Annotated in this window: 17 protein-coding genes; 11 read left to right on the forward strand and 6 right to left on the reverse strand. The window is 73.4% G+C overall.

Features of this window, described 5'->3' with window-relative positions:
* Positions 1 to 189: 189 nt before the first annotated feature.
* Positions 190 to 627 carry an Lrp/AsnC family transcriptional regulator gene (locus tag CMS_RS02425; RefSeq protein WP_011931848.1) on the reverse strand — a complete coding sequence of 146 codons (438 nt, stop codon included), beginning with the start codon at positions 625 to 627 and terminating at the stop codon, positions 190 to 192.
* 183 nt (positions 628 to 810) lie between these two features.
* Here CMS_RS02425 and ddaH point away from each other — a divergent pair, with 183 nt between their 5' ends.
* From ddaH to CMS_RS02445, 4 genes are all read left to right on the forward strand, one after another.
* Entirely contained in the window at positions 811 to 1,653 is an 843-nt protein-coding gene (gene ddaH / locus CMS_RS02430) for a dimethylargininase (protein ID WP_041464325.1), read from the forward strand.
* 41 nt (positions 1,654 to 1,694) lie between these two features.
* Positions 1,695 to 2,939, forward strand: a complete 1,245-nt coding sequence (rocD, locus tag CMS_RS02435) for an ornithine--oxo-acid transaminase (protein WP_041464825.1) — start codon at positions 1,695 to 1,697, stop codon at positions 2,937 to 2,939.
* A 782-nt stretch (positions 2,940 to 3,721) separates the two neighbouring features.
* Positions 3,722 to 4,180: a hypothetical protein gene (locus CMS_RS02440; protein ID WP_012297935.1), complete on the forward strand. Its 459-nt coding sequence runs from the start codon at positions 3,722 to 3,724 to the stop codon at positions 4,178 to 4,180.
* A gap of 99 nt (positions 4,181 to 4,279) precedes the next feature.
* Positions 4,280 to 4,690, forward strand: a complete 411-nt coding sequence (locus tag CMS_RS02445) for a hypothetical protein (RefSeq protein WP_133064088.1) — start codon at positions 4,280 to 4,282, stop codon at positions 4,688 to 4,690.
* Positions 4,691 to 4,781: 91 nt separating this feature from the next.
* Here CMS_RS02445 and CMS_RS02450 read toward each other — a convergent pair whose 3' ends face one another.
* Genes CMS_RS02450 through CMS_RS02460 form a run of 3 tightly spaced genes read right to left on the reverse strand, consistent with a single transcriptional unit; the run spans position 4,782 to position 6,549 of the window.
* Positions 4,782 to 5,666, reverse strand: coding sequence for an NAD-dependent epimerase/dehydratase family protein (locus CMS_RS02450; protein ID WP_012297937.1), 885 nt, complete (start codon positions 5,664 to 5,666; stop codon positions 4,782 to 4,784).
* A complete protein-coding gene (locus CMS_RS02455) occupies positions 5,663 to 6,094 on the reverse strand; it encodes a hypothetical protein (RefSeq protein ID WP_012297938.1) in 432 nt (143 codons plus the stop codon). Before CMS_RS02455 ends, CMS_RS02450 begins: the two co-directional genes overlap by 4 nt.
* Positions 6,091 to 6,549, reverse strand: coding sequence for a benzoate/H(+) symporter BenE family transporter (locus tag CMS_RS02460; RefSeq protein WP_012297939.1), 459 nt, complete (start codon positions 6,547 to 6,549; stop codon positions 6,091 to 6,093). The genes CMS_RS02455 and CMS_RS02460 overlap by 4 nt, the downstream gene beginning before the upstream one ends.
* A gap of 227 nt (positions 6,550 to 6,776) precedes the next feature.
* On the opposite strand from CMS_RS02460, the gene CMS_RS02465 reads away from it, so the two are divergent.
* From CMS_RS02465 to CMS_RS02490, 7 genes are all read left to right on the forward strand, one after another.
* A complete protein-coding gene (locus tag CMS_RS02465; protein ID WP_012297940.1) occupies positions 6,777 to 8,051 on the forward strand; it encodes a M23 family metallopeptidase in 1,275 nt (424 codons plus the stop codon).
* Between the two features lie 45 nt (positions 8,052 to 8,096).
* Positions 8,097 to 8,828 (forward strand): SGNH/GDSL hydrolase family protein, encoded by a 732-nt coding sequence (locus CMS_RS02470; RefSeq protein ID WP_041464326.1) that lies wholly within the window; start codon positions 8,097 to 8,099, stop codon positions 8,826 to 8,828.
* Between the two features lie 166 nt (positions 8,829 to 8,994).
* Positions 8,995 to 9,450 (forward strand): SRPBCC family protein, encoded by a 456-nt coding sequence (locus tag CMS_RS02475; protein ID WP_012297942.1) that lies wholly within the window; start codon positions 8,995 to 8,997, stop codon positions 9,448 to 9,450.
* Between the two features lie 2 nt (positions 9,451 to 9,452).
* Complete coding sequence (locus tag CMS_RS02480) at positions 9,453 to 9,689, forward strand: hypothetical protein (RefSeq protein ID WP_012297943.1); 237 nt, start codon at positions 9,453 to 9,455, stop codon at positions 9,687 to 9,689.
* Positions 9,690 to 9,839: 150 nt separating this feature from the next.
* Complete coding sequence (locus CMS_RS02485; protein ID WP_041464327.1) at positions 9,840 to 10,304, forward strand: hypothetical protein; 465 nt, start codon at positions 9,840 to 9,842, stop codon at positions 10,302 to 10,304.
* 435 nt (positions 10,305 to 10,739) lie between these two features.
* A complete protein-coding gene (locus tag CMS_RS18125) occupies positions 10,740 to 10,868 on the forward strand; it encodes a hypothetical protein (RefSeq protein ID WP_256890490.1) in 129 nt (42 codons plus the stop codon).
* Positions 10,869 to 11,022: 154 nt separating this feature from the next.
* Positions 11,023 to 12,096: an alkene reductase gene (locus CMS_RS02490; RefSeq protein WP_041464328.1), complete on the forward strand. Its 1,074-nt coding sequence runs from the start codon at positions 11,023 to 11,025 to the stop codon at positions 12,094 to 12,096.
* 46 nt (positions 12,097 to 12,142) lie between these two features.
* Here CMS_RS02490 and CMS_RS02495 read toward each other — a convergent pair whose 3' ends face one another.
* Both CMS_RS02495 and CMS_RS02500 read right to left on the reverse strand, forming a co-directional pair.
* On the reverse strand, positions 12,143 to 12,865 hold the full coding sequence (locus tag CMS_RS02495; RefSeq protein ID WP_012297947.1) for a response regulator: 723 nt from the start codon (positions 12,863 to 12,865) through the stop codon (positions 12,143 to 12,145).
* Complete coding sequence (locus CMS_RS02500; protein ID WP_041464329.1) at positions 12,862 to 14,085, reverse strand: sensor histidine kinase; 1,224 nt, start codon at positions 14,083 to 14,085, stop codon at positions 12,862 to 12,864. The genes CMS_RS02495 and CMS_RS02500 overlap by 4 nt, the downstream gene beginning before the upstream one ends.
* Positions 14,086 to 14,158 lie beyond the last annotated feature (73 nt).

Genomic DNA, 14,158 nt, shown 5'->3' on the forward strand with positions numbered 1-14,158 from the left:
CCGTGACGCAGGCGCCGATGCCTCGACGGCGGCCGGGAGTGTCGTCGCCGTCGAGTGTCCAGCATCGAGGGGCATCAGCATCGAGGAAAGGGGACCTGTGGATGGTCCTCGTCGAGGAAGTCCTTCGACATCCGCCACCCGGAAACCGCCGAGTTCAGTAGCGCTCTCAGCGGTGAGGATCGCGTAGCCCTACTCCAGCGTCCGGTTCACCAGCCGCGACAGCACGATCGCGCTCCGCGTGTGGTCGACGTTCGGGGCGAGGCGCACCTTCTCCAGGGCGTCCTCGAGGCTCGGGATGTCGCGGGAGCGGATCCGCACGATGGCGTCCGCGTCGCCCGTGACGGTGCCCGCGTCGACGACCTCGGGCACGCCCTGCAGGATCCGGCGCAGCTCGTCGGGCGCGACCGTCCCGCGGCAGAACAGCTCCACGTAGGCCTCGGTGCTGAGCCCGTCGACGGCCGGGTCGACCTGGATCGTGAAGCCGCGGATCACGCCGTCGGCCACCAGCCGGTCGACCCGCCGCTTCACCGCGCTGGCCGAGAGGCCGACGGTCCCGCCGATGTCGCCGTAGCCGGCGCGGCCGTTCTGGCGGAGGAGGTCGATGATCCGGTGGTCGAGGTTGTCCATGTCCCGACCCTATGGCGGGATCGTGCGTGGGACCCGGCCCCCACGCGCGGAATCCGCGTGGCCACCGGGTGAACGAGCGTGATCCGCGTGCCAGGCTGTCGGGAAGGCGTCCCCTCGGGGCTCTGGGACATCGTCCGCCTCCACGACCGCGTCCTCGGGCGCGCCGCACGAAGCAGGAGCACCATGCCCTCCACCCTCTCCCAGCCCGCGGACACCGCAACCGGCCGCGCCGCCGTCGCGAAGCGCGTGCTCATGTGCCGGCCCGACCACTTCGACGTGGTCTACAAGATCAACCCGTGGATGGATCCCGCCGTCCCGACCGACACGTCGCTGGCCGTGCGCCAGTGGCAGACGCTCTACGACACCTACGTGGGCCTCGGCTTCCGGGTCGACCTCATCGACGGGATCGCCGGCCTGCCCGACATGGTCTACGCGGCCAACGGCGGCTTCACGCTCGACGGCATCGCGTACGGCGCGGCCTTCCAGCACCCCGAGCGCCAGCCCGAGGGCCCCGCGTACATGGACTGGTTCCGGGAGGCGGGCTTCGACGTGCGCGTGCCGGAGCAGGTCAACGAGGGCGAGGGCGACATCCTCCTCGTGGGCGACACGATCCTCGCGGGCACCGGCTTCCGCAGCGACAGCACGAGCCACGCCGAGGTGGCCCGGATCTTCGACCGCGAGGTCGTGACGCTCCGCCTCGTGAACCCGTCGTTCTACCACCTGGACACCGCGATCGCCGTGCTCGACGACACCAACATCGCCTACCTGCCGAGCGCGTTCGACGCCGACAGCCTCGACGAGATCGAACGCCGCTACCCGGACGCGGTCGAGGTGAGCGAGCAGGACGCGTCGATCCTCGGCCTCAACTCCTACAGCGACGGCCGCAACGTGGTCATCGCCGAGAAGGCCGTCGGGTTCGAGGCGTCGCTGCGCGAGCGCGGCTACACCCCCATCGGCGTCGACCTGTCCGAGCTGCTGCTCGGCGGCGGCGGCGTGAAGTGCTGCACGCTAGAGCTGCGGCAGTGACCGGCGAGACAGCGACCGACGAGACGACGGGAGACCACGCCATGACCGACACCATCGACCGCCCGGCCGCCTCCGAGGCCGGCGCCCGCGCGATCCGCGCGGAGGAGGAGCACGCCGCGCACAACTACCACCCGCTGCCCGTCGTCGTCGCGTCCGGCCAGGGCGCGTGGGTCACCGACCTCGACGGCCGGCGCCTCCTCGACTGCCTCGCCGCGTACTCGGCCGTGAACTTCGGCCACTCGCACCCGGAGCTCGTGCGGGTCGCGACCGAGCAGCTCGGGCGGATCACCCTCACGAGCCGCGCGTTCCACAACGACAAGCTGGGCCCGTTCGTCACGGCGCTCGCCGAACTCGCGGGCAAGGACATGGTCCTGCCGATGAACACGGGTGCGGAGGCCGTGGAGTCCGGCATCAAGGTCGCGCGCGCGTGGGGCTACCGCGTGAAGGGCGTGGCCGCGGGCCGGGCGAAGATCATCGTCATGGCCGGCAACTTCCACGGCCGCACCACCACCATCGTCAGCTTCAGCGACGACGAGGAGGCGCGCGCCGACTTCGGGCCGTTCACGCCCGGCTTCGTCACCGTCCCGTACGGCGACGCGGCGGCGCTCGAGGCGGCGATCGACGCGGACACGGTCGCCGTGCTCGTGGAGCCGATCCAGGGCGAGGCCGGCATCGTCGTGCCGCCCGCGGGCTACCTCGCCGACGTGCGGCGCATCTGCACGCGCGAGCGGGTGCTGATGATCGCGGACGAGATCCAGTCGGGCCTCGGCCGCACGGGCGCGACCTTCGAGTGCGACAACGCCGGCGTCGTGCCGGACCTGTACCTCCTCGGCAAGGCGCTCGGCGGCGGCATCGTGCCCGTCTCCGCGGTCGTCGGCGACGCGGACGTGCTGGGCGTCATCCAGCCGGGGCAGCACGGATCCACGTTCGGCGGCAACCCGCTGGCCGCGGCCGTGGGGCACGCGGTCGTCGACATGCTCGCGTCGGGCGAGCCGCAGGAGCGCGCGCGCCGCCTCGGCGCCGTGCTGCACGCGCGGCTCGCGGACCTCGTCGGCCACGGCGTGCTCGAGGTGCGCGGCCGGGGTCTCTGGGCGGGCATCGACATCGACCCGGCGCTCGCCACGGGCCGCGCGGTCTGCGAGCGGCTGGCCGAGCGCGGCGTGCTCGCGAAGGACACGCACGGCTCGACGATCCGCCTCGCCCCGCCCATCGTGGTGGAGGAGGAGGACCTCGTCTGGGCCGTCGGCCAGCTCGCCGAGGTGCTCGCGGAGCTCGGAGCGCGCTGACGGGCGCGCTTCCCGCCGTCCTTGCGCAGGGGTCGCTCCCGGGGAGCGGCCCCCGGACACGGGGCGCTGAGCCGGGCCCCGGGCACCGCGCCGGACGAGGAGGGAGCGTCCGGGAGGCGTCCGCCGCGGTGGGGACTCGACCGGATGCTGGCTCTCCAGCGGGCATCCTGTACACGCCCCGACCACACGGGCCGCCCGGGGGTGTCTCCTCGCCCTCCGTCCGCCTCCGCCGTCGATCGCACGTCCTGCTCCGAGGTCTCGTCGGCGTGGTCCTCCTCGGCGCGGTCGGTGCGGTCGACGTCCGGCTGGACCGGCCTCCGCGGCCGCCGTCACCGTCCGCGCTGGCCGGGCCGAGCGGCTCTCGCATGTCGGCACGTGCAAGGGGGACGAACTCCTCGTGGGCCGTGGCGACGTGCATGGTCTCCTGGTGCAGGCCGACCACGTCCAGGCCATGTGCATGGCCGTCGCGCCAGGGTGGATCGGGATCGACTCCCGATGACGCGCCATCCGGACGGCAGGTAGGGCGTCCTCGGCCGACCTGCGCACCGACGAGATGCCGGTGACGACGGATCTGCCGCGAGTCCGGCCAGGCGAGGACGGGCACCTCACGGCGACCAGGGTCCGGGGTCCGCCACGCCTGCCCCGCCTGCCCCGGATGATCCGTGGGGCACGGGTTCGTTCCCTGTGGGCCGATCGCGAGGCGATCAGCTTCCCGCTCCTAGCCTGCGAGGGTCTCGCGTCGCCTGGTCGGGTGCGCGCTCCCTCGAACGTCAGGATCCGTCATGAAAGCCACCGCTCCGCTCGCCACCGCTCCACTCGCCACTCGCGATCGACGCACGCGCGCGCTCGACGCCTGCCTCTGCATTGCGTCCTCCCTGCTCGTCGCGGTGGGGCTCCCGGCCGAACGCGCCTCCGCCGCGACCCCCACCCCGTACTCGGAACGAGCACCTCACACAGGCAGGTGGAACGGCATCGACATCTACGTGGGACGGAACGATGTACACGGTCTGATCCTGCAGTCCTATGGGGCGGGCACGGTCGACTGCGTCCGGATCATGCCCGGGTGGGTGGCCGTCCCCTTCCCCGCTGCGGAGAAAGTGCAGGATGGTGCCGACGCGACCGTCAGCGCTCTGGACACCTGCGAGCGAGGAAGCCAGCTTCCCGACACCACGCGGGACGTCTTCGCCGGTGAGCACTGGCATCTGGCGACGACGGAGTTTCGTCGGACGTATCGTCCCTGACCGGCAGCAGACCGTCCGTGCGGGAGCTGCCAGGACCGCGCGGCGGTCTCCCCGATGATCCTCGTCCCGTCGCCGACTATGTGAACCCGTGAGGTGCCCGTGCCCTGTCCTCGTCCGCTCTCCCCTGATCCGCGTCGTCATCGCGTCGTCGTCGTCGGCGGCGCCGCCCTCCTGACCGTCCTCTCCGCGGCCGTGTCGCAGCCCGCCCAGGCGCGCCCGGAGGCCGGCCCGCACGCGAAGCCGTGGGACGGCTTCGACCTCCGCGTGACCGACACCGTGACGGGCAAGCACGGCGTGATCGTCCAGACGTTCGCGCACAGCGACGAGTACTGCATCGAACTGTCGCACGGATGGAACGCCATCCCGTTGCAGCACCGGTCATACCGGGGCTCGGGAGCCAAGCTCATCCTCGTCAACCACTGCGGGAAGCGGGACCTGATCGGCTCGCGGGTGTGGTTCGCGTCTCCGAACGAGATCTGGACGCTCGACTCGGGGAGCGTGCACCGATAGGAGGGGGCGGTGGGTCACTCTGCCGGCTCGCCTCGTGGGCTGACGCCGCGCGCGCCGCGGGGGCAGGCAGAGCGACCAGCGGCCCGATCCGCTAGCGAGGCAGCGCGTTCCCGTCGGCGTCGAGGTGGTCGCGCCAGCTGCGCGTCGGCTCCCAGCCGAGGAGGCGGCGGGCCTTCGCGGTCGAGATGCCCGAGGAGTCGACCCGCTCGATCGCCCGCAGCTCGATGGCGTCGCCGTAGTGCCGCTTCAGCTCGGCGGCGAAGTCGTGCCCGCCCGCGTTGTCGGCGGCCGCGATGTAGAAGACCTCGTGGCTGGGCAGGTCAGAGGCGACCGAGAGCACGATGGCGTCGGCCAGGTCGTCCGCGTCGATGTAGCTCCAGAGGTTCGCCGTGAGCACGGACGCGTCGCGCACCTGCTTCCCGAGGTTCGACGTGTAGTTATCCTCGTTGTGCACGGTGCTCGGGCGGAGCGAGATCACGCGGATGTCGGAGCGGCGCACGGCTGCGTCCATCAGCTGCTCGCCGAAGGCCTTGGAGAGGGCGTACGGGTCCTGCGGGCGGAGCGGGTGCTCCTCGTCCACGGGCGCGTAGTCCGGCAGGAAGGGCCGCTCCGGGAAGAAGTTGCCGACGATGCTCTCGCTCGAGATGTTGACGAAGCGCGGCACGCCGAAGCGCACGGCGGCCTCGATCATGTTGAAGGTCGACATGAGGTTGGTCTGCAGCACGACGTGCGCGGGATTGCCGGTGGGCTGGGGGATCGCGGCGACGTGCACCACGGCGTCCATGCCGGCGACGAGCGCGAACGCGGATCCGGCGTCCGTGAGGTCGGCCATCACGTAGCGGCCGGGCACCACGACGCCGGCGTCGAAGACGGGACGCACCAGGTCGACGCCCGTCACGTCGTGGCCGGCGGCGACGAGCGCCTCGACGGCGGCGCGGCCGACCTTGCCGCGGGATCCGGTGACGAGGACCTTCACGACGCGGCCCCGTCCTGGGGAGCGTCGGCGGGGGCCTTCATCACGACGGGGACGAACGGGTCGTCCTCCAGCCGCTCGGCGAACCACGTCTCGTCGACGTAGCCCTCCGACCACAGCTTCAGCGGCGTCGCGACCGTGGGGGTGAACAGCTCCCACCGGGTCCAGAGGCGCGCCTCCTCGGTCATCATGCGGCCGACCTCGCGCGTCCAGCGGTTGACGACGTGGTCGGCGGGCAGCAGGCGCTCGAACGCGGCCTGCGCCTCGGCCAGGCGGGCGGATCTCGTGCCGTCGCCCGAGACCTGCTCAGCGCTGAGGGCGAGCACCAGCGTCCAGGTCGTGCTCTGCAGCTCGGGGTCGAGCGGGGCGGCGACGGCGGCGTCGGCGTCGGCTCCGGCTCCGGGTGATGCGGGGGTGGTGTCGTGGCTCATGCGGCGTCGCGCTCCTCGTGTCGATCGAGTCTGTCACGCGGGCTCGCGCGCGTCCGGAGCGCGAGGTGCGCGAGCACGCCGGCGACGAGCGCGCAGAACGCGGCGCCGAGGCCGCCGACCGTGATCCCGGAGGCCGCCACCACGCAGACGAGGAACGCCCCGACCGCCGCGGCCCAGCCGCCCTCGACCGCGCCGGACCCGATGAGCAGCGCCGCCCCGGGCGTCGACCAGGAGAGCGTGATCGGTCGGCGGAAGCGGTGCGCGAGGAGCACGGTGCCGAGCCCCTGCGTGACGCACAGCGCGAGCAGCCCGGACGCGGCCTGGGACGGCGACGCCCCCACCGCGGTGAGCCCGGTGAGCACGACCGCCGACGTGCCGGCGAACCCGACGACGGCGGTGACGATCCCGGCTCCGCGCGCCTGCGCCCGGCCGCCGGGCACCTCGATCACCGTCATGCGCGCTCCCGACCGGACGCCGGTCGTCCTGCGCCCCGAGCCTAGGGTCGAGCAGTATTTCCTCGGTACCGGAAACGAAAGTGGATGGTGTTGTCCGCGCGTATTTCGGTTACCGTCGGAAGATCCGCGCTCCACCGACCTCGACGAGGCCCGCCATCTCCCGCACCGCACGCACACCCCGCCCCGTCCCCGGACGCCAGCGGCACGCGACCGCGCCGCGCCTGCGCATGGCAGCGGTGCTCGCCGCATCCGGCCTCCTGCTCGGCCTCGGCGTGCCGTCCGCGCAGGCCGCGGAGGAGTACCCCACCTGGTCCGAGGTGCAGGCCGCGCGCTCGAGCGAGCAGGCGACCGCCGACCAGGTCGGGCGGATCACCTCCCTCATCTCCGGGCTCTCCGCCGAGGTCGAGGCCGCCACGGCCCTCGCGCTCCAGCGCGCCGACGAGCACGCCGCCGCCGTGGATGCGCTCGACCAGGCGACCGGCGAGCTCGAGGCCCTCGAGTCCAAGGCCGAGCGCGCGCAGGCCGACGCCGACGAGGCGAAGCGCCAGGTCGGCCAGCTCGTCGCCCGGCTCGCCCGCAGCGGCGGCAGCGACGACGTCTCCCTCCGCCTCTTCACGAGCGGGGGCGACGACGCCGACGCCCTCCTCTCCCGCATGGGCACGGCGACCAAGCTCGCCGACCGGCAGGACACCGCCTTCACCGCCGCCGTCACCTCGGCTCGCACGGCCGAGTCGCTCGGCAAGCAGGCGTCCGTGGCGAAGGAGGCGCTCGCCGCCCTCGCCGCCGACGCCGAGGCCAAGCTGCAGGAGGCCTCCGCGGCCCAGGCTCGCGCGGATCAGGCGCTCGCCGAGCAGGAGGCCCGCAGCTCCGAGCTGCAGGCGCAGCTGACCACGCTCCGCGACTCCCGCATCTCCGTCGAGGAGGGCTTCGCGATCGGCGAGCGGAAGCGCCAGGAGGAGGCGGCCGCCGAGGCCCGCCGCCAGGCCGAGGCCCGCGCGGCGGCCGCAGCCGCAGCCGCTGCCGCCGCCGCGAACGCCGGCGCGCGCCCGCCGGCCAACGCGCCCCGCCCGCCGTCCTCGGGCGGCCAGCCCTCGTCGTCCGGCTGGACCATGCCCATCCGCAGCTACGGCTCCTACCAGTCGTACGGGATGCGCCTGCACCCGATCCTCGGCTACTGGCGCCTGCACGCGGGCGACGACTTCGGCGCCGGCTGCGGCACCCCCATCTACGCGACGGCGGCCGGCACGGTGCAGTTCGCGGGCGGGTCCAGCGGCTTCGGCAACGCCATCACCCTGAACCACGGCGGCGGCGTCACGAGCGTCTACGGTCACATGTACTCGTACGGCGTCATGGTCCGCACGGGCCAGACCGTTCAGGCGGGCCAGCAGATCGGCGCGGTCGGCAGCGCCGGGCTCAGCACCGGCTGCCACCTGCACTTCGAGATCCGGCAGGGCGGCGTCGCCACCTCGCCCATGCCGTTCCTCCGCAATCGCGGCGTCTGACCCTCCGAGTACGCTGAGCGCGTCGATGACCGGGGGGTGCGACGCATGACGGGACGCATCAGGCGGTTCGCGCAAGCCGTGGCCCGGCCGGCGATCTTCGCGCAGTACGTCGCCCTGCGCACCGGCCTCCAGGGCACGGTCTTCCCGCGCGACGCGGCGTCCGGCGTCGTGCCGGGCGACGACCCGCACCGCGTGCTCGTCATCGGCGAGGCCACGGCCGTCGGGATGGGCGTCCTCTCGCACGAGCTCGGCATGGCCGGCCACTTCTCCCGCCAGCTTGCCCGACGCACCGGCCGCGGCGTCGAGTGGACCACGCGTCCGTTCTCCGACCTCACGATCCACACGGCCGCGGGCACCGTCCGGGACCGGGCGCTCCTCGAGGGCGTCGACGTGGTGCTCCTCATGGTGGGCGTCGGCGACAGCATCCGCCTGACGCCGCAGCGCGCCTGGCGGAGGCTGCTCTGCGCGGCCATCACCGACCTGGCGGAGGGGCTGCCGGAGGGCGCGCGCGTGCTCATCCCCGAGGTCCCGCCGCTGAACGAGAGCGTCGGGATCCCCGCGGCCTGGCGCGCGGTCGCCGCCCGGCACGCGCGGCTGCTCAACCGCGTCACGGCCGAGATCGTCGCGTCCCGCGCGGCCGTCGTCGCCGTCCCGTTCCCCGGCGAGAGCGTCATGGACCTGGGCGATCCGGATGCGGCCCAGGCGTCCCGCGTCTACGCGTCGTGGTCCCGCGCGTTCGTCCAGCGGATGCTCGGGCCGTCCCGAACTGCCGAGTAGTGACCTGCGGTTGAACGTTCCCTGTGCATTCCTCGGGTGCCGGATTCCCCGTGGGGGCCCGGCGTAGCGTCGGAGACGTGCCCGCGCCGGTGTCCACACCGGAGCCCGGGCTCCCGGATCGCACGAGGATCCGACCCCACGCACCGAATCCGAACGAGGAGAAGCAATGCCCAGAGTGATCGAGACCGTCGACGTCAACGTCCCCGTCAGCACCGCCTACAACCAGTGGACCCAGTTCGAGTCGTTCCCGAACTTCCTCAGCTATGTGGAGTCGATCACGCAGGTCACCGACACGCTCACCGAGTGGAAGGTGAAGATCGGCGGCATCGAGCGCACCTTCGAGGCCAACATCACCGAGCAGCACCCCGACGAGCGCGTCGCCTGGAACTCCACGGGCGGCGACGAGGACCATGCCGGCGTCGTCACGTTCCACAAGCTCAGCGACACCGAGACCCGCGTCACCGTCCAGCTCGACTGGGAGGCGAAGGGCCTCGTGGAGAAGGTCGGCGCCGCGATCGGCGTGGACGACCACGTCATCAAGGCGGACCTCAAGAACTTCAAGGAGTTCATCGAGAAGCGCGGCACCGAGGACGGCGCCTGGCGCGGCGACGTCCAGGCCTGATCATGGACACCTCCGAGATCGTCTGGAACCAGGAGGCGCGCGACAAGATCCTCACGGACAGCGACCGCGTGCTCCAGGAGGCCGTGCTCACCGCGGCGAAGGAGCTCGAGGGCCAGGACTGGGAGACCGTGTATCAGCGCCTGTTCGAGCAGCTCAAGGGCCGGTTCATCGACTTCGAGCCCGGGCCGGACCTCCGCAAGTACGCCGAGGCCGTCTCCCGCGGGGAGATCCAGGGATAGCACGCGCGCACGACGGGCGGATCCGGGACGCGAGAGCGGCCCGACCCGCCCGTCGCCCTGTGTTGACGCAGCACGGTGGCGCGCGTCGGACTGGCACTGTGCGGGGGACGAGGCGACCAGCGTCTCGCAGATCGACAGGACTACCAGACCATGCGTGGACGCACCCTCATCCGCTCCCTCGCCGCAGCCGCCGTCTTCGCCGCGGCTCTCGCCGCAGGTGGCGCGACGGCAGCTTCGGCCGCCACCCCGTCCGGCGGCATCCCGACCGGCGCGACGGCCACGTCGTCGGTGGCCGCCTCGGCCCTCACCGACACGAACACGGGGAGCGAGCACATCTTCTTCGCGTTCGGGTACGGGGTGTACGCCGTGCTCGCCCCGAGTGAGCAGACGCACATCCTGAAGACCGTCGACGACCATGCGGACGATGCGGTGGCGGCCGTGTGCGCGAAGCGCGGCGACCTGTGCGCGTTCGGCACGGGCGCCGTGGCAAGCCTGGTCGCGACCATGACGAGCCCGCAGGGAACCCATGCGGTGCCCTGCCTCGCCACCGAGGACTACCGGCTGGTCCTCAAGGGCCCGGGCGCGTCGAAGTGCGTCGCCCACACCGAGAGCTGAGCGACCCTCCGCGACGGTGCCGGATCACGTCGCGTCGGCACCACCGGGAGAGCCCGGCATCCGCGAGGGTGCCGGGCCCCGTCCACGCCCCGGTTCCCTCACCTGCTGGATGCGCTGGAGCCGCGCTGCGGCGGCGCGGGGACCACACGGCCGGCACGATGAGCGCGACGGACGACGGACGGATGGACGCGGGGCAGCCGCGGGAAGCGTATGGTGCCGAGGCCGCGTCGCCGTACGGGCCCCCGGCGTGCTCCCGCCGCCCGGGTAGGGGATGCTCCTCCTGCCGCACGCGCTGCGGCCGCTGCCTCCGCACATCGACCCGGCCTGGCGGCTCGCCCGGTCGGACGGCGCGCGGCCGGGCGGATCCTCGACCAGGTCGTCTTCGGCATCGTCGGCGGCGTCTCCGCGGCGTCCTCCATCATCCCGCTGCAGGGCATGGCCCAGCAGCGGACCGACGACGTCGTGCTCGCGCGCCGCACGGGGATCGTCGCCTCCTTCGGAGGCGGGTCACCTGACGCGCAGGTCGCGACGCGCCCGGACACGCCCGGGGAGCCGACAGCCTGACCAGGCCCTGGGAGAAGGACCGGCGGAGGAATGCCGCTCCGGGCCCATCGGGTTGCCCCAGCGCGGTCCGCTCGGGCCGCTGGCCGTGCCCGACCTCCCCGACGCGATCCGTCGCGGCGTGCGCAGGCCACCCGCGAGACGAAGGACCCACCACGTGAAGCTGTTCTCCCCCGTCGCCCTCGGCGCCCTCGAGCTCCCCAACCGCGTCGCCATGGCGCCCCTGACCCGCATGCGCTCCGACGAGCACGGCGTGCCCGGCGACCTCGTCGTCGAGTACTACCGCCAGCGCGCGTCCACCGGCCTCATCGTCTCCGAGGGCGTGTTCACCAGCGAGCGCAGCAAGGCGTACCCGGGCCAGCCCGGCATCGTGACGGACGAGCAGATCGCCGGATGGCGCCGGGTCACCGACGCCGTGCACGAGGCCGGCGGCCGCATCGTCATGCAGCTCATGCACGGCGGCCGCGTCTCGCACGAGGAGATCACGGGCGGCCTGCCGCTGCTCGCGCCGAGCGCCATCGCGATCCAGGGCGAGGTGCACACGCCCACCGGCAAGGCGCCGTACCCCGTGCCGAGCGAGCCCGAGACCGACGAGGTCCCGCTCATCGTCGACGAGCTGACGGTCGCCGCGCGCAACGCGGTCGACGCCGGGTTCGACGGCGTGGAGATCCACTCGGCCAACGGCTACTTGCTGCACGAGTTCCTCTCGCCCGTCTCGAACGTGCGCACGGACGCGTACGGCGGATCGCCCGAGAACCGCGCGAAGCTCGGCATCGACGTCGCGCACGCGGTCTCCCGCGAGATCGGCGCCGAGCGCGTCGGCATCCGCATCTCGCCGTCGCACAACATCCAGGACGTGCTCGAGGAGGACCCCGCCGAGACGCGCGCCACTTACGAGGCGCTGCTCTCGGGCATCGCGCCGCTCGGCCTCGCGTACGTGAGCATCCTGCACGCGGAGCCCGCGGGCGAGCTCGTGCAGGGCCTCCGGAAGACATTCGGCGGGCCGCTCATGATCAACAGCGGCTTCGGCGTGCAGACCGAGCGCGACGAGGCGATCCAGCTGGTCGAGGAGGGCACGGCCGACGTCGTGGCCGTCGGCCGCATGGTGATCGCCAACCCCGACCTCGTCGAGCGCTGGGAGTCCGGCGCGTCCACGAACGAGCCGAACCCGGCCACGTTCTACGGCCCCGGCGCCGAGGGCTACACCGACTACCCGGCGCTCGCGAGCTGATCCGCGCCGCCTGACCGGCTCTGGCCGGCACCACCCGGGGCCGGGCTCACTCCGACGGAGCGAGCCCGGCCTCGTGCACGAGCACGGCGACCTGCACGCGGCCCTCGACGCCGAGCTTGTCGAGCACGTGCCCCACGTGGGTCTTCACGGTCGCGACGCCGAGGAAGAGGTCGGCGGCGATTCGGGCGTTCGACCACCCGCGCGCGATGGCGAGCGCCACCTCCTGCTCGCGCTCCGTCAGGGTCATGAAGCGCTCCCGCTCAGCCGTGCGGTCGGCGCGGTCGCGCTGCGCCGCCACGCCGATCACGGTGTCGAGCACCGACGGCGAGAGGATCGACCGGCCCGCAGCCACCTGCCGCACCGCCTGCACGAGGTCGACCGGCGGCGTGTCCTTGAGCAGGAATCCGCGCGCGCCCGCACGGAGCGCCCCGAGCACCAGCTCGTCGGCGTCGAAGGTCGTGAGGACGATGACCGGCAGGTCGCGGCGCCGGGCGACCTCGCGAGCGGTCGCGGTGATCCCGTCGCAGACCGGCATGCGGATGTCCATGAGCACGACGTCGGGCGCCGTGCGCGCGATGACGGCGCCGGCCGCGAGCCCGTCGGCCGCCTCGCCCACGACCTCGAGACCGTGCCCGCCGCCCAGCAGCATCGCGAGGCCCGCGCGGACGAGCGCATCGTCGTCGACGATGACGAGGCGGATCGGCGGGCCGCCCGCGGGCACGACGCCCGCGAGGCCGGCGCCGCCCGGGTGCGCGCCGCCGTCGCTCATGCCGTCCACGGCAGCACCGCCTCGACCACGTGCTGGCCGTCGCGCCGGGAGACGTCGAGCGTGCCGTCCACGGCGTGGGCGCGCTCGGCGATCCCGGCGAGGCCGTGGCCGGCCGTCGCGGCGGGCGATCCGGTGGCGGCGGGGGAGGGCGCGGGGTTCCGCACGACGATGCGCAGGCGCCCACCCGCCCGGCCGTCGAGCGACACGTCGACCGGCGCGCCCGGCGCGTGACGGCGGGCGTTGGTGAGGCACTCCTGGATGGCGCGGTAGGCATGGCGGGAGGTCGTCGTGGAGAGCCTCGGCAGGTCGTCCTGGGTGCCGGGATGGACGTGCGCGCGCACCTCGACGCCGAGGGCGCGGGCCTCATCGAGGAGCGCGGGGAGGTCGGCGAGCGTCGGCTGCGGGGGTGCCACCGCCGGAGCGCCCGATGGATCCCGCAGCACCCCGAGGACGCCGCGCAGCTCGGTGAGCGCCGTCCGGGCATTGTCGCGCACGACGCCGGCGGTCGCGCGGACCTCGGCGGCATCCAGGTCGTCGCGGTACTCCAGCGCTCCCGCGTGCAGGGCGACGAGGGAGAGCCGGTGGGCGAGCACGTCGTGCATCTCCCGTGCGATCCGGGTGCGCTCGTGGTCGGCGGCCTGCGCGGATCGGAGGGCCTGCTCCTCCTCCGTGAGCCGCGCGCGCTCCCGGAGCGAGGCCAGCAGCTCCCGACGGCCGCCCACGTAGAGCCCGACGACGACGGGGAGGGCGACCACCAGGAGGATCGTGACGGCGATCAGCGGCCACTCGTCCGGGCGGATCGGCGCGGTCGTCGTGCCGGTGCCCTCCCAGACCAGGGTGGCGACGAGCAGCGTGCCCGCGACCGCGGCGATCTCGCGGGCCCGGCGCCGGGCGGACACGGAGGCGACCGCGATCAACGCGGCGACGACGCCGGAGGACGAGATGCCGCCGAGGGCCGCGATCACCAGCGCGACGCCGACCGGGGCCCGACGCCGGATCGGCAGGAGCCCCATGGCGACGAGGCCGGCGCCCAAGTCCAGGAGGAGCAGGAACGCGGGTCGGGCCCCGGTGGCGCCGGTCTCCTCGACGGCGACGATCGCGATGCCGAAGGCGAGCATCCCCCCGACGAACGCCACGGCCACCAGCGCGGCCTCGCGGCCGACGGTGCGAAGGCGGAGGAGGGCCTTGCCCGGGATCGGGGGCGTTGCGGGAGAGGGCATGCCCCGACCCTACGGAGCGGGGCGTGTGCGGCGGATCGACCGGAAGGGGGAGATGGTGCGGTCGCGGGGAGGG

The organism is Clavibacter sepedonicus (genome assembly GCF_000069225.1).
Lineage (GTDB): Bacteria > Actinomycetota > Actinomycetes > Actinomycetales > Microbacteriaceae > Clavibacter > Clavibacter sepedonicus.